Here is a 25,141-nt window from a genome sequence, read left to right on the forward strand (position 1 = left end):
GGCGGCGGGGCGGATCGCCGAGATGGACGCGCGTGCCGCGACGCTGGACCGCGACGCGGCGGCGCTGGCGGACCGTCCCGCGCACCTCGCCGCCGAGATTGCCACGCTCGCCGCCGCGCACGATGCCGCCAGGCAGGAGGCGGCGCGAACCCAGGCGGAGGAAGCCGATGCCGAGCGCGATCAGCGTGCGGCGGAGGCCGCGCATGGGCAGGCGAATACCCTTCTTTCCACTGCTCGTGAGGCGCGTGCGGGAGCGCTGGCGCGGCTGGAGAATCACGAATTGCGCCGCGTCGAACTGGGCCGGGTATCGGGCGAGCGCTTCGCCTGCCCCGCGCCGGTCCTTCCCGAAAAGCTCGGCTTCACCGGCGCAGGGGTCGGCTCGCCGCAGGTCGAGGCGGCCGCGCACGACAAGCTGTCGGCCGACCGCGAACGGATCGGCCCGGTCAATCTTGTCGCCGAACAGGAACTGGCGGAGCTGGAGGCGAGTGGCGCCGCCAATGCGGCCGAGCGCGAGGATCTGGTCCAGGCGGTGGCGCGGCTGCGTGCCTCGATCGGACTGCTCAACCGCGAGGGGCGGCAAAGGCTGCTCACCGCGTTCGAGGCAGTGAACGGGCATTTCCAGGCACTGTTCGCCACGCTGTTCGACGGCGGATCGGCGCATCTGGCGCTGATCGACTCGGACGACCCGCTGGAGGCCGGGCTGGAGATCATGGCGCAGCCGCCGGGCAAGCGGCTCCAGTCGCTGACGCTGTTGTCGGGCGGCGAACAGGCGCTGACGGCGGTGGCGCTGATCTTCGGGCTGTTCCTGACCAACCCCGCGCCGATCTGCGTGCTGGACGAGGTCGATGCGCCGCTCGACGATGCCAATATCGACCGCTTCTGCGGGCTGCTCGAGCGGATGGCGCGCGATACCGACACCCGCTACCTGATCGTCACCCACAATGCGGTGACGATGAGCCGGATGCACAGGCTGTTCGGCGTGACCATGATCGAACGCGGCGTCAGCCGACTGGTGTCCGTGGATCTGCAAGCGGCGGAGACGCTGCTCGCGGCGGAGTGACCCATTCCTCCCAAGTTTTGCCTGGCGAGGAATGGGGCCTTTCAAGGCAGCAGGAACACCCCCTCGATCACCGTCACGCAGGCTCCGCCCAGGATCACCCGCTCCCCATCCATCCGACAGGTCAGCCGCCCGCCGCGCGCGCTCGCCTGTTCGGCGACGAACGACGCGCGACCCAGCTTCGCCGTCCAATAGGGCGTCAGCACCGCATGGGCCGCACCGGTCACCGGATCCTCATCGATCGCGAAGGCGGGGACGAAGACGCGGCTGACCACATCCGCCTCCCCCACGCCGCCGCGAGCGGTCAGGATGACGACATAGCGCCCCGCCCTCGCGAGCGCCGCGAAGTCGGGCGTGCAGCCACGCACCTTCGCCGCATCGTCCGTCACGATCAGGGCGTAGCCAGCCGGATGGAGCAGCGTTTCGACAGGCTCGCCGATGCCGAGAGCCGTTACCATCTCGGGCAGCGCCTGGGGCACCGGCGTCCGCTCTGGCAGCGACAGGCTGTAGCCCAGGCCGTCGCGCGCGACCTCCAGCACCCCCGCGCGACGCGTCGCGAAGCGCACGCGCTCGAGCGTCGTGTCCGACGACAGCACGACATGCCCGCTCGCCAGCGTGGCGTGGCCGCACATCTCCACCTCGTCGCCCGGCGTGAACCAGCGCAGTTCGAACTCCGCCGCCTGCCCGTCGCCCGGCACCAGAAAGGCCGTCTCCGACAGGTTGTTCTCCTGCGCGATCCTCAGCAGCACGGCATCGTCGAGCCAGGCGGACAGCGTCATCACCGCCGCGGGATTGCCACCGAACGCCGTGTCGGCGAAGGCGTCGACCTGGGTGAAGGGGATGCGCATCAATAGACCCGCTTGCCGAACCAGTGCGGCGTGACATCCGCCTCGACCAGCGGATTGTCGGTGTCGACATGGCCCTCGGGATCGAGGTGGATGAGCACCTCGACCTTGGGGAAGCTGCGACGCAGCGCCCGCTCGACACCTTCGACCACGTCATGCGCGGCGGCGACGGTCATGTCGCGGTCGACCTCCATGTGGAATTGCGCGAAGTCGTGGCTGCCCGAACGGCGGGTGCGGAAGTCGTGGATCCCCTTCAACCCCGGCTGGCGCGCGGCGACGTCGAGAAAGGCCGCGCGCTGGTCGTCGGACCATTCCTTGTCCATCAACTGGTCGATCGCCGTCGACGACGCCTGGAACGCGCCCCACGCGAGCCACAAGGCGATGGCGATGCCGAAGATCGGATCGGCGCCGTGCCAGCCGAAATACTGGTCCAGCACCATCGCGACGATGACCGATCCGTTGAGCAGCACGTCCGACTGGTAATGGACGTTGTCGGCCAGAATCGCGACCGACCCGGTCCGCTGGATCACGCTGCGCTGATAGGCGAGCAGCACCATCGTCGCCAGGATCGCGACCACCGACACGCCGATGCCGAATTCGGCGTCGGTCGTGGGATTGTCCGCACCCAGCGCCATCACCGCGCGCCAGGCGATCCCGCCCGCCGAGGCGGTTATCAGCGCGACCTGGAACAGCGCCGCGAGCGCCTCCGCCTTGCCATGGCCGAAACGGTGGTCATGGTCGGCGGGCGTCGCCGCCAGCCGCACGCCGTAGAGCGTCACGAGGCTGGCGAGCAGGTCCAGCGCGGTGTCGGCGAGCGAGCCGAGCATCGCGACCGAGCCCGTCCGCCACGCGGCGAACCCCTTGAGCGCCAGCAGGAACAGCGCCATCGCGACGCTGGCCAGCGCCGCACGCGTGGCGAGAGGGATGACCTTCTTGCGTTCGTCCTGCGTCACGGAAACAGCAATCCTTCGTCCCAGCCACCCTGGCTGGTTTTGGTGAAGACGCGGCGCTCATGCAGCCGATGCTCGCGGTCGAGCCAGAATTCGATGCGCACGGGCGCGACGCGGTAGCCGCCCCAATGCGGCGGGCGCGGTACGTCGCCGCCCTCGAAACGCGTGCGCATCGCCTCGAACCGCGCCTCGAACGTCTCGCGCGCGTCGAGCGGGCGCGACTGGTCCGAGGCCCAGGCGCCGAGCTGCGAATCCCGCCCCCGGCTCGCGAAATAGGCGTCCGACTCGGCGTCCGACACGCGGGTCACCGGCCCCTCGATACGGATCTGGCGGCGCAGCGACTTCCAGTGGAACAGCAAGGCGGCCTTGCTGCCCTCACCCAGTTCCTGTGCCTTGCGGCTCTCGCGGTTGGTGTAGAAGACGAATCCCCGCGGATCATGCCCCTTGAGCAGCACCATCCGGACCGAGGGCTGGCCGGTCGAATCGACCGTCGCCAGCGCCATCGCATTGGAGTCGTTGGGTTCGCTCGTCCGCGCTTCGGCGAACCATCGGTCGAACAGGGCAAAGGGATCGTCAGCCATGCGCGCGTCCATACGCCCGTGCCGGACGAAAACCAATGTCGCGAACGGAAACGCTGAATCACCGGCGCGCCCCGCCTGGGCCCGTGTTTTCCACCCGCAAGTCGGCCGAATGCCCAATCATCTGTTGCAACCTGGCACCGATACGGCGATTTTCCCGCCCCGATGGACCCCAGCGTCACGCCCTCCCAAGATAGCCAGGCGCAGGCCGCCGCCTGGATCGCCGCCTATCGTCAGGCCGCGACGGCCAACGCCGACGTGCTGGCGGGATCGAGCGATCCGGCCTGGCGCGCGATGCTGGAGGAACTGGCGGCGGTCGCCAGCAACCTGGCCCATGCCCGCGAACGGGTGCAGCGCCACGCCGCCGATATCGGCACCGGCTTCCGCATCATCGGCGAAACCGACGAGCGCCCCTGGCCCGTCTCGCCCGTCCCGCTGCTGATCGACACGCGCGAATGGGCCGGGATCGAGGCGGGGGTCCGGCAACGCGCCGGCCTGCTGGAGGCGATCCTCGCCGATCTCTACGGCTCCGGCGACCTGGTACGACAGGGCCATATCCCCGCCGCACTGGCCACCGGCAGCCCCTATTTCCTTCGCCCGATGGTCGGCGTCACCCCGCCGGGCGGCCATCATCTGAGCTTCGTCGCCTTCGATCTGGCGCGGGGTCCCGATGGCGAATGGCGGGTACTCGCCGATCACCTGCGCAATCCGGCGGGCGCGGGCTATGCGCTGGAGAACCGACTGGCGGTCAGCCGGACGCTGGGCGGCCTGCAGAACCGGCTGAACGTGCAGCGCCACGCCCCCTTCTTCGCCGCCTTCCGTGCCGGACTGGCCGCGCAATGCCGCCGCGCCGACCCGCGAATCGGGCTGCTGACGCCGGGCCGGTTCAACCCCAGCTATCCCGAGCAGGCGCATCTGGCGCGCTATCTCGGCCTGCTGCTGGTCGAGGGCGCGGACCTCGCCGCGATCGAGGGGCAGGTCTATGTCCGCACCGTCGCCGGGCTGAAGCGGATCGACGCGCTGTGGCGGCGGCTCGATCCCCGGATGCTCGACCCGCTGGCCTTCGACAGCCATTCGCAGATCGGCGTGCCCGGCCTGATCGACGCCTATGTCGAGGGGCAGGTGGTGATCGCCAATGCCCCCGGTGCGGGCGTGCTGGAAAGCCCGGCCTTCTCCGCCTTCCTGCCGGTGCTCGCCAGGCAGATGCTCGGCCAGCCACTCGCGCTGCCGACGATCGCGACCTGGTGGTGCGGTGGGTCGGAGCAGGCCGGGCATGTCCTCGCCAATCTCGACACCATGCTCATCGCCCCCGCCTTCGGCCTCAAGCCCCTGGGCCTGCCCGATGGGGCGCAGGCGGGCGCGAGCCTGTCCGCCGACGCGCGCGCGGCGCTCATCGCCGACATGGCGCGGCGACCGCAGGATTATGTCGGGCAGGAGATGGTCCGCCTGTCGACCATGCCCGTCGTCATCGGCGACCGGCTGGAACCGCGCCCCTTCACGCTTCGCGTCTTCGCCGCGCGCGATGCCGAGGGGCAGTGGACCGTCCTGCCCGGCGGGTTCGGGCGGATCGGCGATCATCCGGAAGCGACCGCCGCGATGATCGGTGAGGGGCTGTGGTCCGCCGATGTGTGTATCCACGGACCCGAGCCGGTCGCGCCGATGTCGCTGCTCGCCGCGCCCGACTCCCTCCACGTCCGCCGCAATCCGGGCACCCTGCCCAGCCGGGTCGCCGACAATTTCTTCTGGCTCGGCCGCTATATGGAGCGGGGCGAGGCGCTGCTCGCCGCGATCCGGGTTATGCTGGGCAATTCGATCGACGTCGATGGCGGCGCGGCGCTCGACCCGCGCACCGTCGGGCGGCTGGTCGGCCTGATCGCCGGGGGCGGCGCGGCGCCGCATCCCGACAGCCTGCACCGCGCCGCGCTGACCCAGTTCGCGCGCACCGCGATGGAGGATGAGGGGTGGCACTCGGTCGCGCGCATCAACCGCCTCGCGCGCGGGATCAGCGAGGGTTCGCGCGACCGGCTGTCAGCCGACATGGTCCGCCTGCTCGAGGCCCCCTTCCCCAGCCATGTCGGCATGCTCGATCGCGCCGGTTCGCTCCAGCGCCGCTATGCCGCGATCGCCGGCCTGTCGGCGGAGCATATGGTACGCACGACCGCCTGGCGCTTCCACGATCTCGGCCGCCGGGTGGAGCGGGCGATGGCGGTGGCGCGCGCCACGCGACTATTCGGCATGGCGGGCGCGTCGGCGGACGACCTGTCCACCCTGCTCGACCTCGCCAACAGCCAAATCAGCTATCGACAGCGCTATCCGACCGGCCTCGCGCGCGTCGCGGTGGTCGATCTCGTCGCGCTCGATCCCAACAACCCGCGCGCGCTCGCCTATCAGACGGTGCGGATCGCCGAGTGCCTGGCACGCCTGCCCATCCTGTCCGACGACGACATGACCGAGCCGCAACAGGCACAGGCGATCGCCATCCGTGCCGCGATCGAGACGGCGGACGCGCGCACCCTCGACGCCGATACGCTGGGCGATGTCGAGCGGCGGCTGGGCCTGTTGTCGGAGGCGATCGCCCGGCGCTATTTCCTGCAGGGTGCGGAACCCTTGCGCGCGGGGGGGCTGACCCTCGCATGACAAAGGGGCGCATGATCTACGATATCCGCCATATCACCCGCTTCGATTATGGCGCGCAGGTCAAATATGCGCGTTGCAACCTGCGGCTGAAGCCGATCGACTGGCCGGGCCAGACGCTCGAAAGCTACGACCTCGTCGTCGAGCCGGTCGGCCGCACCCGCGCCGCACATGCCGAGGCTGGGCTGGCGCATGTCACGCGGCTGGTCGTCGACCGTCCGGTGCGCAGCCTGACGATCGAAAGCCGCGCGCGGATGCGGGTCGAGCGGCCGGTGCCGATGCCCTCGGCCAACGACCCGACCCTGGCCGAGGTGTCGTCCCTCGCCCGGTCGAGCCGCGACCTGTCGGCGGCGGGGCCCGCCAATTACATCTTCCCCTCGCCGCTCATCCCGCTCGACCCCGCCATTGCCGAATGGTGCGCGGCCGACCTGTCGCCGGAACGCGGCGCGCTCGACGCGGGCTTCGCGCTGGCGAACCGCATCCAGCGCGAATTCGCCTTCGACCCCGCCGCGACGCTGGTCGACACGCCCCCGGCCGAGGCCTTTCGCCAGCGGCGCGGCGTGTGCCAGGACTTTGCGCAGATCATGATTACCGGGCTGCGTGCGGCGGGCATCCCCGCGGCCTATGCGTCGGGCTATATCCGCACCCTGCCGCCGCCGGGCCAGGCACGGCTGGTCGGCGCGGACGCGACCCATGCCTGGGTGCTGATCTGGGGCGGGCCGGAGCATGGCTGGGTCGGCGTCGATCCCACCAACGGCATCTGGATGGCGGGCGACCACATCATCGTCGCGGTCGGCCGCGACTATGCCGAGATCGCGCCGGTCGACGGTGTGGTGCTGGGGTCGGGGGCGCAGAAGATGGACGTCAGCGTGGACGTCGCACCCGTGGAGGACATGGCGGCGGGGTAGGCCCGGTGGTCACGCCCTCGCCCGTCGGCACGTCCGTTCGCACCGGATGAAGTCGGACTTCGCGCTCTCACCTCGCCACGAGCGTCATCCCGCAGGCGCCCACTTCGTCGAGGCCGATCAGGGACAGGCCTTACCCCTCCTCGGTCACCGCATTGGGATTGTCCTTGTCCGGGTCCGACTTGCCACCCTTGCCGTGATAGGCCGTTCCGCTCTGGCCGCCGTGGAAGTCGCCGTCGCGCTCGGGTACGCCTTCATAGCCGCCGCCCTGGCTCTCGCCGCCATGCTTGCCGGGGGTATCCGAGACGCCATCGATGGCGCCCTTTTTGCCGTCCTTTGGCCCGTCCTTCGGCATCGCCTGCATCGGCTGGGTCATGATCCTTCTCCTTCTCGCGCTGCAACGCATGGGAACCGGATTGCGCTCCGACGCGGACTTCCCCACATAGATCGGTAATACACTGCCAACGGGGAACAGAGTGGCCGATCCATATCAGACGCTGGGCGTAAGCCGCACGGCCAGCGAAGCCGATATCAAGAAAGCCTATCGCAAGCTGGCGAAGGAACTGCATCCCGACCGCAACAAGGACAATCCCAAGGCGGCCGAGAAATTCAGCCAGGTCACCAACGCCTATGACCTGCTCAACGACAAGGACAAGCGCGCCCGCTTCGATCGCGGCGAGATCGATGGGGACGGCAATCCGGCATCGCCCTTCGGCTATGGCGGTGGCGCTGGCGGGTTCGGCGGCGGCGGCCCGCGTCCGGGCGGCGCGGGCGGTTTCCGACAGCAGTTCGACTTTGGCGGCGAGGGTGCCGACATGTCGGACATCTTCGAGGGGATGTTCGGTGGCGCCGGGCGCGGCGGTTTCAGCGGTGGCTTCGGTGGTGGGGGCCGCCGGTCGGCGCAGAAGGGCGCGACGATCAACTATGCGCTCAAGGTGCCCTTCATCGACGCGGCGACGCTCAGCCCGCAGCGGGTGACGCTCGGCGATGGAAAGACCATCGACCTGAAGCTCCCGGCCGGCGTGGAGAACGGCACCCAGATGCGGCTGGCGGGCAAGGGCGAGCCCAGTCCCGGCGGCGCGGGCGATGCGATCGTCACGATCGAGGTCAGCCCGCATGGCTTCTTCACCCGCGACGGCGACGATGTCCGCCTGGACCTGCCGATTTCGCTGACCGAAGCGGTGTTGGGCGGCCAGGTGAAGGTGCCGACCGTCGAGCGTCCGGTGATGCTGACCGTCCCCAAGGGCACGACCTCGGGCAAGACGCTGCGCCTGAAGGGCAAGGGGTTCCACAGGAAGTCTGGCGGACGTGGCGACCAGTTGATCACGCTGATCGTCGACCTGCCCGCCGATGATGCCGAGCTGCAACGCTTCGCCGCCGAATGGAAGGATGCCAGGAACCCGAGGGCCGCCATGGGCGTCTGATCGTTCCATGAGCGATGCCAACGGCCTGACCCCCGAAGAACGTGCACATCATCAGGGCAAGGCGCGGCAGCGGCTGGACCGGCAGATCGCCAAGGTCCGGCCGGGCTCCTACGCTTTCGAAGTCCTCAAACGGACCAGCCTGGGCGTGTTCAATGACGGATTCATTCATGCCGGGAACCTCGCCTATCTGGCGTTGATGACGCTGTTCCCCTTCTTCATCACCACCGCCGCGCTGCTCTCGCTGTTCGGGCAGAGCAACGAGACGCAACATGCGGTGGAAAGCTTCCTCCACGTCCTGCCCCCCGATGTCAGCGACCTGTTGCGCAAGCCGATCGCCGACGTGCTGGCGGCGCGGACCGGATCGCTGCTGTGGCTGGGCGGGCTGGTCGGGCTGTGGACGGTGGGCGGCTTTATCGAGACGATCCGCGACATCTTCCACCGCGCTTACGGCGTGAAGGCGACCGCCGCCTTCTGGAAGTCGCGCCTGTCCTCGACCCTGGTCATGATCGCGTCGGTCATCGTCGCGCTGTTGTCCTTCCTCGCCGCCGGTATCCTGACCGCCGCCGAGCAGTTCATCTATCGCCTGGTGCCGTTCGCGCAGGATGTCGCGGGGTGGGTCGGATTGTCGCGACTGATCCCCGGCGTGGTGATGTTCGGTGCGCTCTACATGCTGTTCTACTCGGTCACGCCGGGCAAATATCGCGAGAGCGACTGCCCCAAATGGCCGGGCGCGCTGTTCACCGCCGCCTGGTGGGTCAGCATGACCGCGCTGCTCCCCTGGGTGCTGTCGAAACTGGGCGGCTACGACCTGACCTATGGCAGCCTGGCGGGTGTCGTCGTGATGCTGCTGTTCTTCTATCTGATCGGCCTCGGCCTGGTTTTCGGGGCGCATTTGAACGCGGCACTGGCGGAACCACCGGAAACGGGGCTAGAGAGGGCGATTGAAGACAGCGAACCGGCAGGAGCGGTAACGGCGTGAACGGATTGATGGCAGGCAAGCGGGGGCTCATCATGGGCCTGGCCAATGACAAATCGCTGGCCTGGGGCATCGCCAAGCAGCTTTCGGAGGCGGGCGCGGAGCTCGCCTTTTCGTATCAGGGCGCGGCGATGGAAAAGCGGGTTCGCCCGCTGGCCGAGCAGCTCGGCGTGGCGCGCCTGTTCGACTGCGACGTGGCCGAGATGGAGTCGCTCGACGCGCTGTTCGAGGGGCTGAAGGCCGAATGGCCGACGATCGACTTCGTCGTCCATGCCATCGGGTTTTCGGACAAGTCGCAGTTGCGCGGTCGTTACTACGACACCACGCTCGACAATTTCCTGATGACCATGAACATCTCGGCCTATTCGCTGGTCGCCGTCGCGCAGCGCGCGCGCCAGATGATGCCCGAGGGCGGCTCGATCCTGACGCTGACCTATTACGGCGCGGAAAAGGTCATCCCGCATTACAACGTCATGGGCGTGGCCAAGGCGGCGCTGGAGACGAGCGTCAAGTATCTCGCGGTCGATCTGGGGCCTGAGAATATCCGCATCAACGCGATCTCGGCGGGCCCGATCCAGACGCTGGCCGCGCGCGGCATCGGCGACTTCAACTATATCCTGAAGTGGAACGAACTGAACGCGCCGCTGCGTCGCACCGTGACCATCGAGGATGTGGGTGGCGCGGGGCTCTACATGCTGTCCGACCTGTCGTCGGGCGTGACGGGCGAGATCCACCATGTCGACGCCGGGTACAATGTCATCGGCATGAAGGCCGAAGACGCGCCGGACATCGCGTTGGCGTAACCAAAAATCCTCCCCAAGCCATGCTTGGGGAGGGGGACCGCCGCGAAGCGGTGGTGGAGGGGCATGGACGCTGGCGAGGACAGCCCGCCATCGCGAACGCCGACACCCCTCCGTCAGGGCTTCGCCCTGCCACCTCCCCTTCCAGGGGAGGAATGCCCGCCAACATTATCTATCGCGCCTGGCCCCTCGGCGACGCTAAAGACCTACCCATGTCCGACCAGCCCATCGCCGCCATCACCAACCGCCCCGCACAGGGGCAGGACGTCGCCGCACTCGACGCGCTCCTCGTCGCCAGCTTCCCCGCCCCGGCCGAAGCGGCGCTGGTCCGCGACCTGTGCGTCGAGGGCGACATGGTCCTGATGCTGGTCGCGATCGACGAGGATACCGATACCCTGATCGGCGCGATCGCGTTCAGCCGGATGGCCGTCGAGATCGGTAGCAAGCCGATCAACGCGGTCGCCCTCGCCCCCGTCGCGGTCGCACGCGACTGGCGGCATCAGGGCGTCGGCGAGGCGCTGGTCGCTGCCGGACTCGAACGGCTGGAGCAGGAGGGCGTCGTCCTGTGCTTCGCGCTCGGCGACCCCGGCTTCTACGGTCGGTTCGGTTTCGCCGCCGATGTCGCGAGCGGTTTCGACAGCCCCTATGCGGGCGAATATTTCCTGGCCGCCCCGCTTCAGGGCGGGCTGATCCCCTGCGGCGTGCGCGGGGCCGCCACACATGCGCCGGCCTTCGCCCGGCTGGGAGACGCAGCGTGAGCTTCAATAGTTTCGGCCGCCTGTTCCGCTTCACCACCTGGGGCGAAAGCCACGGGCCCGCGCTGGGCGCGGTGGTCGACGGGTGCCCGCCGGGCATCGCCCTGTCGGAGGAGGACATCCAGCCCTGGCTCGACAAGCGCCGTCCGGGCACCAGCCGCTTCACCACCCAGCGACGCGAACCCGATCAGGTCCGCATCCTCTCCGGCGTATTCGAGGGGAAGACGACGGGCACCCCGATCAGCCTGATGATCGAGAATGTCGACCAGCGGTCAAAGGATTACGGCAACGTCGCGCTCGCCTATCGGCCCGGCCATGCCGATTACGCCTATGATGCGAAATACGGCTTCCGCGACTATCGCGGCGGCGGCCGCTCCTCGGCGCGCGAGACGGCGGCGCGCGTCGCTGCGGGCGCGGTGGCGCGCGCGGTCATTCCCGAAGTCCGCGTCCGGGCCTGGGTCGAGGCGATCGGCGGCGACAGGATCGACTATGCGGCGTTCGACGACGCGCAGATCGACGCCAACCCCTTTTTCTGCCCCGACCCCGCCGCCGCCGAACGTTGGGAGGCGATCGTCGACGGCGCGCGCAAATCGGGTTCCTCGGTCGGCGCGGTCGTCGCCTGCGAGGCGACCGGCGTTCCCGCGGGCTGGGGTGCGCCGCTCTATGCCAAGCTCGACAGCGAGCTCGCCTCGGCCTGTATGAGCATCAACGCGGTCAAGGGTTTCGAGATCGGTGACGGCTTCGCGGCGGCCGCGCTGACCGGCGAGCAGAATGCCGACCCGATGCGTGCCGGCAATGGCGGCCCCCGTTTCCTCGCCAATCATGCGGGCGGGATCGCCGGGGGCATTGCCACCGGCCAGCCGGTGACGATGCGGGTCGCGTTCAAACCCACCAGTTCGATCCTGACCCCGGTCGACACCATTACCCGCACCGGCGAGGAAACCCAGATCGCCACCAAAGGCCGCCACGACCCGTGCGTCGGCATTCGCGGCGTGCCGGTGGTCGAGGCGATGGTTGCGCTGGTTCTCGCCGATCAGGCGTTGCTTCATCGCGGTCAATGTGGTTAAATAACGGAACGTCCGTCCTTCTGCCTCGTTAACCATTCGAGAACAAAGCAGGAGAGAATCGATGCGTACCATGCACATGATCGCTGCCGGAGCCTTATTGATCCCCGCGGCGGCATTTGCCCAGGTTTCGGGCGGCAGCACGGGTTCCATGTCGGGCGGCAGCACCGGCACCATGTCGGGCCAGACCACGATGCCGGGGCAGACGATGCCGGGTCAGACCACCATGCCGGGCCAGACGATGGGTCAGACGGGTGACTCGATGACCACCACGCCCCGCTCCTCCACGCGTTCGACCACGCGCTCGAAGAGCCGCACGCGGGCGACCACGCCGGATTCGACCATGAGCACGCCGTCGACCACGCCGGACGCAACCGGTTCGTCGACCACCACCGGCAGCGGTTCGATGGGCAGCGACCCGACGACCAGCGGCTCGATGGGCAGCGGCACCACGGGCGGCACCACCACCCCGCCGGGCAGCAGCGGCGGCATGCGCTGATCCCCTTCGGGTTCAGTCACTACGGGGAAAGCCCGGTCGCGAAAGCGGCCGGGCTTTTCATTTGGGCGAGGCGTGGCCTTCGACTCCGCTCTGGCTGAACGGTTGTTGCCGAAACCCCCTCCGGCAAAAAGGCCCCGACTCGCGCCGGGGCCTCCGCCAATCAATCCGCGAACGGGTCGCGAACCAGGATCGTGTCCTCGCGCTCCGGACTGGTCGAGACCAGCGCCACGGGGCAGCGGATCAGCTCCTCGATCCGCCGGATATACTTGATCGCCTGCGCGGGCAGATCCGCCCAGCTCCGCGCGCCAGCGGTCGATTCCTGCCAGCCTTCCATCGTCTCATAGACGGGAACGACCTTGGCCTGATCCGCCGCGTGGGTCGGGTAGTAATCGAGCGTCTGATCGCCCAGCTTGTAGCCGACGCAGATCTTCACCTCGTCAAAGCCGTCGAGCACGTCGATCTTGGTCAGCGCGATGCCCGTGATGCCGCCGACCGCCGCAGACTGGCGCACCAGCACCGAGTCGAACCAGCCGCAGCGACGCTTGCGCCCGGTGACCGTGCCGAACTCATGGCCACGCTCGCCCAGCCGCTGGCCGGTTTCGTCCTCCAGCTCGGTCGGGAACGGGCCCGAGCCGACGCGGGTGGTGTACGCCTTGGCGATGCCCAGCACGAAGCCGACGCCCGACGGCCCCAGCCCCGAGCCGCCGGCCGCCGCACCCGCGATGGTGTTGGACGAGGTGACGAAGGGATAGGTGCCATGGTCGATGTCGAGCAGCACGCCCTGCGCGCCCTCGAACAGTATGCGCTTGCCGCCCGTGCGCGCCGCGTTGAGGTCGCGCCACACCGGCTTGGCGAAGGGCAGGACGAAGGCGGCGATCTCGCGCAGATCGGCCAGCAGCCGCTCGCGGTCGACCGGCGGTTCGCCGAACCCGGCGCGCAGCGCGTCATGATGCGCGCAGAGGCGATCGAGCTGCGGCCCCAGATCGTCGAGATGCGCCAGGTCGCACACGCGGATCGCACGGCGGCCGACCTTGTCCTCATAGGCCGGGCCGATGCCGCGCCGCGTCGTGCCGATCTTGCCCGCGCCGCTGGCGTCCTCGCGCAGACCGTCCAGGTCGCGGTGGATCGGCAGGATCAGCGGGCAATTGTCGGCGATGCGCAGCGTCTCCGGCGACGCATGGACGCCCTGCTCGCCCAGCCGCTCGATCTCCGCCTTGAGCGCCCAGGGGTCGAGGACGACGCCGTTGCCGATGACGCTGGGGGTGCCGCGCACGATGCCAGAGGGCAGCAGCGACAGCTTGTAGACATTCTCGCCGACGACCAGCGTGTGACCGGCATTATGCCCGCCCTGGAAGCGCACGACCATGTCGGCGCGTTCGGCCAGCCAGTCGACGATCTTGCCCTTGCCCTCGTCGCCCCATTGCGCGCCGATGACTGCTACATTTGCCATGGATGCTATGCTCCGCCTGCCGGACGGACCCCATGCGCCCTTCGACAGGACTCGGCGGATGGGGGTTTCCAATGATGTGCGGGGCGCGCCTAGCGGGACGCGCCCCCCTGTGTCAACCGGCGATGGCGCGTGGTTGACCGCCGTCGAGGATATGGGTGCAGAGCTGCGCCTCGGGCGTATCGCCGTCCTCCAGCGCCTGTACCGTCACCCAACCCCGCGCCCGCAAGTCAGCGCCGGTCGCGGCGTCGGTGCCGAAGGGCAGGAACAACCGCCGCCGCTCGGTCGGCGGCGCGGTGGCGACGATGGCGTCGGCGTAGAGCGAAAAGCCGGTGGCCTTCTCCTCGGTGCCGTCCTCATGGAAGATCGTATAGGTGCCGCCGCGACCGACCTCGCGCGGGGGGCCAGCGACGAACAGCGAGAAGCCCAGCCAGCTCTGGAACTCGAACCCATGCCGTTCGGTCGGGTCTAGCGTCATCGACACCCCCTCGCCCAGCGTCGCCGCGATCGCCTCCAGCGCATCGAGACGGCTGGCGAGGACGCCCTGGGTGTCGAAGGCGCGCAGCCTTTCCATCGCGCTGGCGAACGGCCCGGCGGCCTCGACCAGCGGCAGATAGGCTGGTGCGATCGCCGCGACCCCGCCCGCATCCTTGGCGTCCAGCCGGTCGCGGAGCGCCGTCACCTGATCGGCGGCGACCGGAAGCGGCCCGGCGGCGAGCAGATCGACCAGATCGGGCAGCGTGAAGTCGATCGAGATGCCCATCGTACCCGCCGCGACCAGAGCCTCGACCGCGACGCGCACCACTTCGGTGGCAGCGGCCGTCGAGTCGAGTCCGATCAGCTCCGCCCCGATCTGCCGCCACTCGCGCGCGGGGGCGAGTTCGGACCCGCGCAGGCGCACGACCGTGCCCGCGTAGGACAGGCGAACGGGACGCGGGTGATGCCCCATGCGGGTGGCCGCGATCCGCGCGACCTGCGCGGTCAGGTCGGGCCGGATCGCCAGCGTCCGCTGCGACACCGGATCGACGAAGCGCACCGCGTCATGCAGCCCGCCCGCCTTCAACCGCGACCCCAGCGCCTCGGCGAACTCGATCGACGGCGGATCGGCGCGCTCATAGCCATGCAGCCGCGCCGCCTCCAGCACTCGCGCCTCGACCGACGCAGCGGCGTCGGCATAGGGGGGAAGACGGTCGTGATAGCCTTCGGGAAGGAGCGCGGTCATCGGATAAGCCTGTTCATCAGCGTGGGCGCCACGCTGTCGGGGTGGGTCATGACATCCGCATTGGGGAAGCGGATCACCGTATAGCCGTGGCTCTGCAACCCGGCGGTGCGGTGGGCACCCGCGTGATTGGTCGCTATGCGTATCGCCGTCAACCTCTATGACCACATGCCCTGACGCCTCCCCCGACGGGACGTGGGGATCGCTCCGATGGCGTGGTTCTTCAGGGGGTGGGTGCGATCGGCACCTCGCGAACCCGGTCGCCGTTGCGCCCCTTCAGCCGGATCGTGCCCTTCGGCGCCTCGCTCATCCCGCCGACGCCCGACCCCATCCCCGTCCCGCGGCGACCATGGAGTTGATCGATCTCCGCCTGGCGCCGCTGCAGGTAGAAATCCCGGGCATTGGCATAAGGGTCGCCCGGCGCCGCGCGCACCGCCTTGAACGTGTCGTCGAACTCCGCACGGTGGTCGAGCGCGCCGAGCACACCGGCGGGCACGGCGAATTTGGGATCGGTCACCCCCCGCCCGAGCATGAGCGGCATCGCGATGCGGTCGACCGCGCCGCCGAACAGGTCCCGCACCGTGGTCGGCCCGACGAGCGGCAGGTAGAGAAACGGCCCGTTGGGCACACCGTAAAAGGCCAGGGTGTTGGAAAAGCCATTGCTGCGCCGGGGCAGCCTGACGGGCTTGCGCCGCGCGATATCGATCGTACCGATCACCCCGACCGTCGAGTTGACCGCGAAGCGCGCCAGCGTCTCGACGGCCTTGCCCAGCTTGTGCTGCAACAGGAAGTTCAGGAAAACGACCGGCTCGCGCAGATTGTACAGGAAATTGTGGATCCCGTCGCGCACCGGTTCGGGAAGCCCCTGCTTATAGGCCCTGGACAACGGCGCCACGACCGCGCGGTCGACATCCTCCGTCGCGGCGAAGGACTTCGCGTTGATATCGGCGAGCGGATCGGGCGCCTCCCACGGGTTGCGCGCGGTCACCACGATGCTGCCGGTCGCCTGCTGCTCGCCCTCCGGCGTGGCGGGCACCGTCTGCACGGTCGCCAATGGCTCGCCCGAAGCGACGTCCGGCACCGTCGGCAGCGTTTCCGCCGAAGCGGCCGCCGGAACGCCGGTCGGCGGTGCGGCAGGCGTCGTCACCTGATCGGCGGCGACCACCGGCATCATGACGGTCGACGCGGGAGCAGGCGGTGACGCAGGCACCTGCTCCACCCTCGCCAGCCAGATCGCCACCGCCGCTATCGCCATATACCGCCCCCGTCCCCGACCGCGAGGATGGCGCAACTCATCCGATTTGGCAAACGCGCGGACGGCCGTACCACCGGCGGCACGACGCCGCCGGTGGTAGGCTCTTTAGAACACCAGACCCATTGCGGTCTTCACGCCCGGCAGCGCCTTGACCTTGGCCAGCAGTTCCGCGTCCACCGCCTCGTCGACCGAGAGCAGCAGCACCGCTTCGCCGCCCGCCGAGCGGCGACCGAGGTGGAAGGTGCCGATATTGACGCCCGCCTCACCCAGCGTGGTGCCGAGGCGACCGATGAAGCCCGGCGCGTCCTCGTTGACGACATAGAGCATCGGCCCGGCGAGATCGGCCTCGACCTTGATACCGAACAGCTCGACCAGACGCGGGGCCTGATCGCCGAACAGCGTACCCGCGACCGAACGCTCGCCGTCGGCCGTCGTCACCGTCACGCGGACCAGCGTGTGGTAATCGCCCTCGCGGTCATGGCGCACTTCGCGCACGTCAAGGCCTCGCTCCTTGGCGAGGAAAGGCGCGTTGACCATGTTCACGGTGTCCGAATGGACGCGCATGAAGCCCGCCAGCACCGCGCCCGTGATCGGCTTGAGATTCAGCGCGGCGGCGGCCCCTTCGGCTTCGATCGCGATGCCCGTCACCGCGCCGTGCGAGAGCTGGCCGACCAGCGAGCCGAGCTTTTCGGCCAGCGCCATATAGGGCTTGAGCTTGGGCGCTTCCTCGGCGGTGAGGCTGGGCATGTTGAGCGCGTTGGTGACGCCGCCCGAGACGAGGAAGTCGGCGAGCTGCTCGGCGACCTGGATCGCGACGTTGACCTGCGCCTCGGTGGTCGACGCGCCGAGGTGCGGTGTCGAGATGAAGTTCGGGGTGCCGAACAACGGGCTTTCCTTGGCCGGTTCGACCTTGAACACGTCGAGCGCCGCGCCGCCGATATGACCCGAATCGAGCCCCGCCTTCAACGCGTCCTCGTCGATCAGGCCGCCGCGCGCGCAGTTGATGATGCGCACGCCCTTCTTGGTCTTCGCGAGGTTCTCGGCCGACAGGATGTTGCGGGTCTGGTCGGTCAGCGGCGTGTGCAGCGTGATGAAGTCGGCGCGAGCGAGCAGTTCGTCCAGCGTCACCTTCTCCACGCCCATTTCCAGCGCGCGCTCGGGCGTCAGGAAGGGATCGAAGGCGACGACCTTCATCCGCAGGCCCAGCGCGCGGTCGGCGACGATCGAGCCGATATTGCCCGCGCCGATCAGGCCCAGCGTCTTCGACGTCAGTTCGACGCCCATGAAGCGGTTCTTCTCCCACTTGCCGGCTTGCGTCGAGGCGTCGGCCTCGGGCAGCTGGCGGGCGAGCGCGAACATCAGCGCGATGGCGTGTTCGGCGGTGGTGATCGAGTTGCCGAACGGCGTGTTCATCACCACCACGCCCTTGGCGCTGGCGGCGGGGATGTCGACGTTATCGACGCCGATCCCGGCGCGGCCGACGACCTTCAAATTGGTCGCGTGCTCCAGGATCTCCTTGGTCACCTTGGTCGAGCTGCGGATCGCCAGGCCGTCATATTGGCCAATGATCGCCTTCAACTCGTCCGGCGTCTTGCCGGTGATCTCGTCCACCTCGACCCCGCGCTCGCGGAAGATCTGGGCGGCCTTGGGGTCCATTTTGTCGCTGATGAGAACTTTGGGCATGGTTCACCTCGTCACCCCAGGCTGGCCGGGGTTGTGGAATGGGGGAAGGTCCCCGGCACGCTGGCCGGGGCAATGATAAGATTCAGGCCGCCGTGGCGGTGGCGTAGGCCCAGTCGAGCCAGGGGCCGAGCGCCTCGATATCGGCGGTTTCGACCGTGGCGCCGCACCAGATGCGCAGGCCGGCAGGCGCGTCGCGATAGCCCGCCACGTCATAGGCCGCACCTTCGGCTTCGAGCAGCGAGGCCATCTTCTTGATGACCGCCTCGTCCGCGCCCTCGACCGTCAGGCAGACGCTGGTGGTCGAGCGGATCGCCGGATCGGCGGCGAGATGGCCAAGCCAGTCGCGGTCCTCGACGATCCTGTTCAGCGCCGCCGCATTGGCATCCGACCGCGCCAGCAGCGCATCCGCACCGCCCAGCGACTTGCCCCATTCGAGCGCGAAGATGGCGTCCTCGACGGCGAGCATCGATGGCGTGTTGATCGTCTCGCCCTTGAACACGCCTTCGGCCAGCTTGCCCTTCGACACCAGGCGGAACACCTTGGGCAGCGGCCAGGCGGGGGTGTATGTCTCCAAACGCTCGACCGCGCGAGGCCCCAGGATCAGGACGCCGTGCGCGCCCTCGCCGCCCAGCACCTTCTGCCACGAGAAGGTTGCGACATCGATCTTGTCCCACGGCAGGTCATAGGCGAACACCGCGCTGGTCGCGTCGGCGAAGGAAAGCCCCTCGCGGTCGTCGGCGATCCAGTCGCCGTTCGGCACGCGCACGCCCGAGGTGGTGCCGTTCCAGGTGAAGAGAACGTCGTTCGACCAGTCGACCGCATCCAAATCCGCGATCTGGCCATAATCGGCGCGCAGGACGGTGGGTTCGAGCCTCAGCTGCTTGACCGCGTCGGTCACCCAGCCCTCGCCGAAGCTTTCCCAGGCGAGCGTGGTGACGGGGCGCGCGCCCAGCATGGTCCACATCGCCATTTCGAACGCGCCGGTGTCGGAGCCGGGGACGATGCCGATGCGGTGGGTGTCGGGGAGCTTCAGCAGCTCGCGCATCAGGTCGATGCAATATTGCAGCCGCTGCTTGCCCAGCTTCGAGCGATGCGAACGGCCGAGGCTGTCCGTCGCGAGCTTGGCGGCTTCCCAACCGGGAGGCTTGGCGCAGGGGCCGCTGGAAAAATAGGGACGCGCCGGTTTGGTGGCGGGCTTCGCGGGCGCAAGAGTGGCGTCGGCGGCAGTCAAATCAGTCATTTAAGACTCTCCTCACAGAGAGCACGCGCGGCGTTGGGACCGCGTGGCCCGTCGACGGCCCTAGCGATGTCGAACGATGATGACAACCACAATCGCGACGACGTAATATTGCGTCCGGGTAACGACCCATGGGGGAATTTCGAATGCTTAAGGATCCGAGCCGTTTGACTCGGTGGACAGTCGCGCTGACCTGTCTCTGGCTGCTCGGCGACCTTGGTCAAACAGCAATATATCTGTGGCGGATCAGCCACCTGAGCAGCTTCGACAGCGCGGTCGCACCCGACGCGGTGGCGCGGACGGTCGAGGGGGCGGAGGCCACCGACTTTCGGCTCATCCTGCTTACCATCCTCTACCATATCGTCTTCTTCCGCTGGATCTATGTCGTCAATCGCAACGCGCAGCAGTGGAGCGATTCGATGACGATCAGCCCTGGCTGGAATGTCGGCTGGTTCTTCGTGCCCGTCGCCTCCCTATGGAAGCCGTTCGAGGGCATTCGCGAAACCCGCGCCGCCAGCATCGCGCCGGAGGCCCCCGGGTCGGTCGCCGTTCCGACGTGGCTGAACCTGTGGTGGGGCCTTTGGATCGTCGCCGCCATCTATGGCAATATCCTGGCGCTGTTCCCCGGGACGCCGGAAACGCCGCAGCAATGGGTTTCCGTATCATGGGCGAACGCGGCTGGCATCGTTGTCGACCTGCCGTTGGCCCTGCTGACATGCCGATTGCTGACCGGCATCGCCACGCTCCAGCGCCATCGCATCGCGACAGAAGATCCGACGCCGACGCAATTCCATGACCTGTCCGAAGCCGGATAGCCCGACATATCGATTTTCGCTATTTTTATTGATTGATAATCGATACCTCCTTATCGAATAGCGATACCGATTCGATAAGGAGGACCATTCGACATGACACGCTTCGCCAGTCATATCAGCACGCTGCTCTACGCTGCCCTGCTCGCCATTCTGGCGTTCGTCACGGCGATCATCCTGGCGGCAGTCGGGGTGCTCATCGTCGATGCGATCTCGCCCGGCGCGCTGGGGACGGTGCATGTCAATGCGCAGGCGCTGGACGTGAAGACCCCCGGCGTGGTCGCCGCAGCGCTGGCCGTCATGCTGATCGCGCTGGGCCTCGCCTGGGCCGCGTTGCTGCCGCTGATCCAGATGCTGCGCAGCACCGCGGCGGGCGCACCCTTTACCCTTGCCAACGTCAAGCGACTTCATTGGATCGCGGGCACCATCGCGGTCGCCTATCTGCTACAGATCGCGCTGCCCCCTGTGCTGCCCTTCGACTCACAGGGCATGGTCAAGCCAATGGGCGCGGACGGCGTGTTCGCGATCCTGCTGACCCTGGTGCTGGCGCAGGTCTTTCGCGAGGGCGTGCGCCTGCGCGAGGATGCAGAGGGCACGATCTGATGGCGATCCGCATCAATCTCGATCGGCTGCTCCTCGACCGGCGCATGTCGCTGACCGAGCTGGCTGAGCGGGTCGACCTGACGCTCGCCAACCTGTCGATCCTGAAGACCGGCAAGGCGCGGGCCATCCGCTTCACCACGCTCGATGCGATCTGCACCGCGCTCGACTGCCAGCCGGGGGACATATTGGAGCATGTCGCAGACACGCCTCCGCACGGCTGATCGGGGCTGACAAATGCGAGCAGACAGAAGACAGGGGGACATATGGTTCGCGTTCCCCTGTTTCTTGTTGTTCCGATTCTGGGGGCCGCGCTGCTCTCCGCCTGCGGCCGATCCGACCGGCCGGTGCAGCAGGCCTCGCGCCCCGAACCCTATCGCCCGCCGATCCGCGAGACCGCGCAGTGCGAGGCGGACCTTCGTCGCGAGGGGGTGGACTATCGCCGTCTGCCCGACAAGGATCTGGGGCCCGGCTGCGGCCTCTACGGAGCGGTACAACTGACCGATATCGGCGTGCCCGTCACCGGCGTCACCGCGATGCGCTGCGGCAATGCCCGCGCCTTTGCCGGGTGGATCAGGAACGCCGTCGCGCCCGCCGCGTGGCAGATACTCGGCTCGCCGCTGGTCAAGGTCGAGGGGATGGGCAGCTATGCCTGTCGCAACATCGTCGGAACCAGGCGGATGGGCGACCGGCGATCGGGCCATGCGCTGGCCAATGCGGTCGATGTCGGCGGCTTCGTGCTCAAGGACGGGCGTCGGATCACGCTGCTCAACGACTGGCATTCGACCGATCCGCAGGTGCGCCAGTTCTGGACGACCATCCGCGCCTCGGCGTGCAGGCGGTTCGGCACGGTGTTGACCCCCGATTACAATGCCGCGCACCGCAATCACCTTCATCTCGAGGACGATAACGCCCGCTTTTGCCGGTAGCGCCGGGGCCGGTGATCGCCTACATCATCCGAAATGACCGATAAGACCCAAGTACCGAACCGCGTCTTCCCCAATGCCAGCCAGGACGCAGAGAGCGCCAAGACGATCGTCTCGACGCCCCAGACCGAAAGCCCCGCCTATACGCTGGCCTTTCAGGACATGGACTTCCTGCTGCGCGAAGACCTTCGCCCCGTCCGTTTCCAGCTGGAGCTGCTGAAGGCGCAGCTGCTGCTCGAAGAGGCCAAGATCGCCTCGACCTTCGTCTTCTACGGCTCGGCGCGTATCCCCGAGCCCGCCAAGGCCGAGGCGCTGCTGGCGCTGGCGCATGACGACAAGTCGCGCAGGATCGCCGAGAACCTCGTCGCCAAGAGCAAATATTACGACATCGCGCGCGAGCTGGCGCAGATCACCAGCCGCCTGCCACGCGACGATCGCGGGATGCGCCAGTTCGTCGTCTGCTCGGGCGGCGGCCCCTCGATCATGGAAGCCGCCAATCGCGGCGCGGCCGACGTCGGCGCCGAGTCGGTGGGCCTGAACATCGTCCTGCCGCACGAGCAGGCGCCCAACCCCTATGTCACGCCGTCGCTGAGCCTTCAGTTCCACTATTTCGCGCTGCGCAAGATGCACTTCCTGCTCCACGCGCGCGCGCTGGCGGCCTTCCCCGGCGGCTTCGGCACGTTCGACGAGCTGTTCGAGCTGCTGACCCTGATCCAGACGGGCAAGATCCAGCCGATCCCGGTGCTGCTGTTCGGCCGCGCCTTCTGGGAACGGGTCGTCAATTTCGAGGCGCTGGTCGAGGAAGGCGTGGTGTCCGAACGCGACCTGGGCATCTTCACCTATGTCGAGACCGCAGAGGAAGCCTGGGACGTGGTGCGCAACTTCTACGAGGAGCGCGCGCGCAAGGAAGCCGAACAAAGTTAGAGCACTCACTTGCTCTATAATTTTTGAGGAGCCCGCCTCCTGTCGGAAGCGGGCTTCGTCGTTGATGCCTCGATTGATCTGCGTCGGCGCAGTGGCTGCTAACGCCGGAAGCGGCCGTGGCGAGGGGTGGACCTCGGCCCTGAAAGCAGACATTCTGCTGACGTGACCAACGGACCTTCGCAGATCAAGTTGTGGCTGTTCCGGCTTGTTGCCGCCGTTTGGTTGGCAACCGCCGTCCCGATTTGCTTGTTGAGCGCCTTCCTTCTGGAAGTCCCTCTCTGGCCGACGTTCAGCTACGAAAGCACGCAGGAGGGGATAGCGCTATGGGCGGTGATTGCGGCGTGGTTTTACATCACACCGGTGGCATTGCTCGTCATCGGACGTCGCTGGAAAGGACGTCCGCGTGTTGAGGACGGACCGCCTGGAGCAGACGGGTAGCTTTCCACCATCTTACCAAAACTACGACAAACATCTTTGAAGACCACGCGTCGCTTCCGGCAATAGGAACGCGCGGCCGCTACTTTTCATGTGGCCAAGGCCTTCTTCCAAAAGCGCCGTTCACTCCGTGGCATCCGCCACCATCCCCAAAAGAAAAGGGCCGGACGTTTCCGCCCGGCCCCTTCCCTATTACGCCGCCTTCGACCGCGCGGCGCGCTTGCGCTCGTTCGGGTCGAGGTAGCGCTTGCGCAGACGGATCGACTTCGGGGTCACTTCGACCATTTCGTCATCGTCGATATAGGCGATCGCCTGCTCGAGCGTCATCTTCTTCGGCGGGGTCAGGCGGATGGCGTCATCCTTGCCGCCCGACGCGCGGAAGTTGGTCAGCTGCTTCGCCTTCATCGGATTGACCTCGAGGTCATCCGTCTTGGCGTTCTCGCCGATGATCATGCCCTCATAAAGGGCCTCGCCGTGACCGACGAACAGGATGCCGCGCTCTTCGAGCGGACCCAGCGCGTACCCTTGCGCTTCGCCGGCGCCGTTCGAGATCAGCACGCCGTTCTTGCGGCCTTCGATCTTGCCCTTGTGGGGGCCGTAACGCTCGAACAGGCGGTTCATGATGCCGGTGCCGCGCGTGTCCGACAGGAACTCGCCGTGGTAACCGATCATGCCGCGCGAGGGCGCGGAGAAGGTGATGCGGGTCTTGCCGCCGCCCGAGGGACGCATGTCGGTCATCTCGGCCTTGCGCAGGTTCATCTTCTCGACGACCGTGCCCGAATATTCCTCGTCCACGTCGATGATGACGGTTTCGTAGGGCTCGGTCTTCTTGCCGTCCTCGTCCTCGCCGAACAGCACGCGCGGGCGGCTGATGCCCAGCTCGAAGCCTTCGCGGCGCATCGTCTCGATCAGCACGCCCAGCTGGAGTTCGCCGCGACCGGCGACCTCGAAGCTGTCGCGGTCGTCGCTCTCGGTGACCTTCACCGCGACGTTCGACTCCGCTTCGCGCATCAGGCGGTCGCGGATCATGCGGCTGGTCACCTTTGAACCCTCACGGCCCGCCATCGGCGAGTCGTTGACGGCGAAGCGCATCGACAGCGTCGGCGGGTCGATCGGCTGCGCCTGGAGCGGCACGGTGACGCTGGTGTCGGCGATGGTGTTCGCCACGGTGGCGACGGCCAGGCCCGCCAGCGAGATGATGTCGCCCGCCTTGGCTTCCTCGACCGGCACGCGGTCCAGGCCGCGGAACGACATGATCTTCGACGCACGCCCCGTCTCGACGATGTTGCCAGCGGCGTCGAGCGCGTGGATCGCCTGGTTCAGCTTGACCGTGCCCGAATTGACGCGGCCGGTCAGGATACGACCCAGGAAGTTATCGCGGTCGAGCAGCGTCACCAGGAAGGTGAAGGGCACGTCCTCGACCTCGACCTTGGGCGCGGGCACGTGGTTTACGATCGTCTCGAACATCGGGATCAGCGTGCCTTCGCGCGCGTCCATGTCGGTCGAGGCATAGCCGTTGCGGCCCGAGGCGTAGAGGACGGGGAAGTCCAGCTGCTCGTCATTCGCGTCGAGCGAGACGAACAGGTCGAACACTTCGTCCAGCACTTCCTGGATACGCGCGTCGGCACGGTCGACCTTGTTGACGACGACGATCGGCTTCAGGCCCAGCGCCAGCGCCTTGCCCGTCACGAACTTCGTCTGCGGCATCGCGCCTTCCGACGAATCGACCAAGAGGACGACGCCGTCGACCATCGACAGGATGCGCTCCACCTCGCCGCCGAAGTCGGCGTGGCCGGGGGTGTCGACGATGTTGATGCGGATCGACTCGTCGCTGCCCGGCGGAGTCCAGTCGACCGAGGTCGGCTTGGCGAGAATCGTGATCCCGCGCTCCTTTTCCAGGTCGTTGGAGTCCATCGCGCGCTCTTCGACGCGCTGGTTGTCGCGGAAGGTGCCCGACTGGCGGAACAGCTGATCGACCAGGGTCGTCTTACCATGGTCGACGTGCGCGATGATCGCCACGTTGCGGAGGCTCATGCAAATTTCTCTTGTTCGGAGGGTATGTCGCCGCGCGCCATAGCCCAAAGCTCGGCAAAGCGAAAGGGTGGCGCCGATATTG

Annotated in this window: 24 protein-coding genes and 1 pseudogene; 14 read left to right on the forward strand and 11 right to left on the reverse strand. The window is 67.7% G+C overall.

Annotation, left to right across the window (positions count from 1 at the left end):
* Positions 1-1,060 (forward strand): annotated as a pseudogene (locus LRP66_RS16080) (chromosome segregation protein SMC); the annotation flags it as partial.
* A gap of 41 nt (positions 1,061-1,101) precedes the next feature.
* On the opposite strand, the gene LRP66_RS16085 reads toward LRP66_RS16080, so the two are convergent.
* The 3 genes from LRP66_RS16085 to pdxH are packed head-to-tail and all read right to left on the reverse strand — an operon-like array spanning position 1,102 to position 3,433.
* A complete protein-coding gene (locus LRP66_RS16085) occupies positions 1,102-1,905 on the reverse strand; it encodes a PhzF family phenazine biosynthesis protein (protein WP_230483616.1) in 804 nt (267 codons plus the stop codon).
* A complete protein-coding gene (locus LRP66_RS16090) occupies positions 1,905-2,855 on the reverse strand; it encodes a cation diffusion facilitator family transporter (protein ID WP_230483617.1) in 951 nt (316 codons plus the stop codon). Before LRP66_RS16090 ends, LRP66_RS16085 begins: the two co-directional genes overlap by 1 nt.
* Positions 2,852-3,433 carry a pyridoxamine 5'-phosphate oxidase gene (gene pdxH / locus LRP66_RS16095; RefSeq protein ID WP_230483618.1) on the reverse strand — a complete coding sequence of 194 codons (582 nt, stop codon included), beginning with the start codon at positions 3,431-3,433 and terminating at the stop codon, positions 2,852-2,854. Before pdxH ends, LRP66_RS16090 begins: the two co-directional genes overlap by 4 nt.
* 162 nt (positions 3,434-3,595) lie before the next feature.
* Here pdxH and LRP66_RS16100 point away from each other — a divergent pair, with 162 nt between their 5' ends.
* Both LRP66_RS16100 and LRP66_RS16105 read left to right on the forward strand, forming a co-directional pair.
* A complete protein-coding gene (locus LRP66_RS16100) occupies positions 3,596-6,067 on the forward strand; it encodes a circularly permuted type 2 ATP-grasp protein (protein ID WP_230483619.1) in 2,472 nt (823 codons plus the stop codon).
* A gap of 11 nt (positions 6,068-6,078) precedes the next feature.
* Positions 6,079-6,972: a transglutaminase family protein gene (locus tag LRP66_RS16105; RefSeq protein WP_230483620.1), complete on the forward strand. Its 894-nt coding sequence runs from the start codon at positions 6,079-6,081 to the stop codon at positions 6,970-6,972.
* 130 nt (positions 6,973-7,102) lie between these two features.
* Here the strand turns inward: LRP66_RS16105 and LRP66_RS16110 are convergent, their stop codons facing one another.
* Entirely contained in the window at positions 7,103-7,345 is a 243-nt protein-coding gene (locus LRP66_RS16110) for a hypothetical protein (RefSeq protein WP_230483621.1), read from the reverse strand.
* Positions 7,346-7,445: 100 nt separating this feature from the next.
* Between LRP66_RS16110 and LRP66_RS16115 the strand changes: the two genes are divergently transcribed.
* The 6 genes from LRP66_RS16115 to LRP66_RS16140 all read left to right on the forward strand — a co-directional run bounded on the left by LRP66_RS16115 (position 7,446) and on the right by LRP66_RS16140 (position 12,487).
* A complete protein-coding gene (locus LRP66_RS16115; protein WP_230483622.1) occupies positions 7,446-8,393 on the forward strand; it encodes a DnaJ C-terminal domain-containing protein in 948 nt (315 codons plus the stop codon).
* Positions 8,394-8,400: 7 nt separating this feature from the next.
* Positions 8,401-9,372, forward strand: a complete 972-nt coding sequence (locus LRP66_RS16120; protein ID WP_230483623.1) for a YihY/virulence factor BrkB family protein — start codon at positions 8,401-8,403, stop codon at positions 9,370-9,372.
* 8 nt (positions 9,373-9,380) lie between these two features.
* Positions 9,381-10,172, forward strand: a complete 792-nt coding sequence (gene fabI / locus LRP66_RS16125; protein ID WP_230483661.1) for an enoyl-ACP reductase FabI — start codon at positions 9,381-9,383, stop codon at positions 10,170-10,172.
* Between the two features lie 209 nt (positions 10,173-10,381).
* Entirely contained in the window at positions 10,382-10,927 is a 546-nt protein-coding gene (locus LRP66_RS16130) for a GNAT family N-acetyltransferase (RefSeq protein WP_230483624.1), read from the forward strand.
* The gene (gene aroC / locus LRP66_RS16135) at positions 10,924-11,991 is read left to right on the forward strand and encodes a chorismate synthase (protein ID WP_230483625.1); all 1,068 of its coding nucleotides are present in this window, start codon (positions 10,924-10,926) and stop codon (positions 11,989-11,991) included. The genes LRP66_RS16130 and aroC overlap by 4 nt, the downstream gene beginning before the upstream one ends.
* Before the next feature lie 61 nt (positions 11,992-12,052).
* Positions 12,053-12,487 carry a hypothetical protein gene (locus LRP66_RS16140; protein ID WP_230483626.1) on the forward strand — a complete coding sequence of 145 codons (435 nt, stop codon included), beginning with the start codon at positions 12,053-12,055 and terminating at the stop codon, positions 12,485-12,487.
* Between the two features lie 160 nt (positions 12,488-12,647).
* Here the strand turns inward: LRP66_RS16140 and LRP66_RS16145 are convergent, their stop codons facing one another.
* From LRP66_RS16145 to LRP66_RS16170, 6 genes are all read right to left on the reverse strand, one after another.
* On the reverse strand, positions 12,648-13,937 hold the full coding sequence (locus tag LRP66_RS16145) for an adenylosuccinate synthase (RefSeq protein ID WP_230483627.1): 1,290 nt from the start codon (positions 13,935-13,937) through the stop codon (positions 12,648-12,650).
* A 112-nt stretch (positions 13,938-14,049) separates the two neighbouring features.
* A complete protein-coding gene (locus tag LRP66_RS16150) occupies positions 14,050-15,156 on the reverse strand; it encodes an ATP phosphoribosyltransferase regulatory subunit (protein ID WP_230483628.1) in 1,107 nt (368 codons plus the stop codon).
* A complete protein-coding gene (locus LRP66_RS16155) occupies positions 15,153-15,308 on the reverse strand; it encodes a DUF559 domain-containing protein (protein WP_230483629.1) in 156 nt (51 codons plus the stop codon). Before LRP66_RS16155 ends, LRP66_RS16150 begins: the two co-directional genes overlap by 4 nt.
* A gap of 68 nt (positions 15,309-15,376) precedes the next feature.
* The gene (locus LRP66_RS16160) at positions 15,377-16,408 is read right to left on the reverse strand and encodes an MlaA family lipoprotein (protein WP_230483630.1); all 1,032 of its coding nucleotides are present in this window, start codon (positions 16,406-16,408) and stop codon (positions 15,377-15,379) included.
* A 105-nt stretch (positions 16,409-16,513) separates the two neighbouring features.
* The gene (serA, locus tag LRP66_RS16165; protein ID WP_230483631.1) at positions 16,514-18,091 is read right to left on the reverse strand and encodes a phosphoglycerate dehydrogenase; all 1,578 of its coding nucleotides are present in this window, start codon (positions 18,089-18,091) and stop codon (positions 16,514-16,516) included.
* Positions 18,092-18,173: 82 nt separating this feature from the next.
* Entirely contained in the window at positions 18,174-19,331 is a 1,158-nt protein-coding gene (locus LRP66_RS16170) for a phosphoserine transaminase (RefSeq protein ID WP_230483632.1), read from the reverse strand.
* 164 nt (positions 19,332-19,495) lie between these two features.
* Between LRP66_RS16170 and LRP66_RS16175 the strand changes: the two genes are divergently transcribed.
* The 5 genes from LRP66_RS16175 (at position 19,496) to LRP66_RS16195 (ending at position 22,590) form a co-directional block, all read left to right on the forward strand.
* Complete coding sequence (locus LRP66_RS16175; RefSeq protein WP_230483633.1) at positions 19,496-20,143, forward strand: DUF4328 domain-containing protein; 648 nt, start codon at positions 19,496-19,498, stop codon at positions 20,141-20,143.
* Between the two features lie 93 nt (positions 20,144-20,236).
* Positions 20,237-20,743: a DUF2975 domain-containing protein gene (locus tag LRP66_RS16180; protein WP_230483634.1), complete on the forward strand. Its 507-nt coding sequence runs from the start codon at positions 20,237-20,239 to the stop codon at positions 20,741-20,743.
* Entirely contained in the window at positions 20,743-20,964 is a 222-nt protein-coding gene (locus LRP66_RS16185) for a helix-turn-helix domain-containing protein (RefSeq protein ID WP_058751526.1), read from the forward strand. Before LRP66_RS16180 ends, LRP66_RS16185 begins: the two co-directional genes overlap by 1 nt.
* Before the next feature lie 42 nt (positions 20,965-21,006).
* Complete coding sequence (locus tag LRP66_RS16190; RefSeq protein ID WP_230483635.1) at positions 21,007-21,669, forward strand: extensin family protein; 663 nt, start codon at positions 21,007-21,009, stop codon at positions 21,667-21,669.
* 33 nt (positions 21,670-21,702) lie between these two features.
* On the forward strand, positions 21,703-22,590 hold the full coding sequence (locus LRP66_RS16195; protein WP_230483636.1) for a TIGR00730 family Rossman fold protein: 888 nt from the start codon (positions 21,703-21,705) through the stop codon (positions 22,588-22,590).
* Positions 22,591-23,217: 627 nt separating this feature from the next.
* Here LRP66_RS16195 and typA read toward each other — a convergent pair.
* A complete protein-coding gene (typA, locus tag LRP66_RS16200) occupies positions 23,218-25,059 on the reverse strand; it encodes a translational GTPase TypA (protein WP_230483637.1) in 1,842 nt (613 codons plus the stop codon).
* Between the last annotated feature and the right edge of the window lie 82 nt (positions 25,060-25,141).

It is taken from the genome of Sphingomonas sp. Leaf21, assembly GCF_916858675.1.
Taxonomy (GTDB): domain Bacteria; phylum Pseudomonadota; class Alphaproteobacteria; order Sphingomonadales; family Sphingomonadaceae; genus Sphingomonas.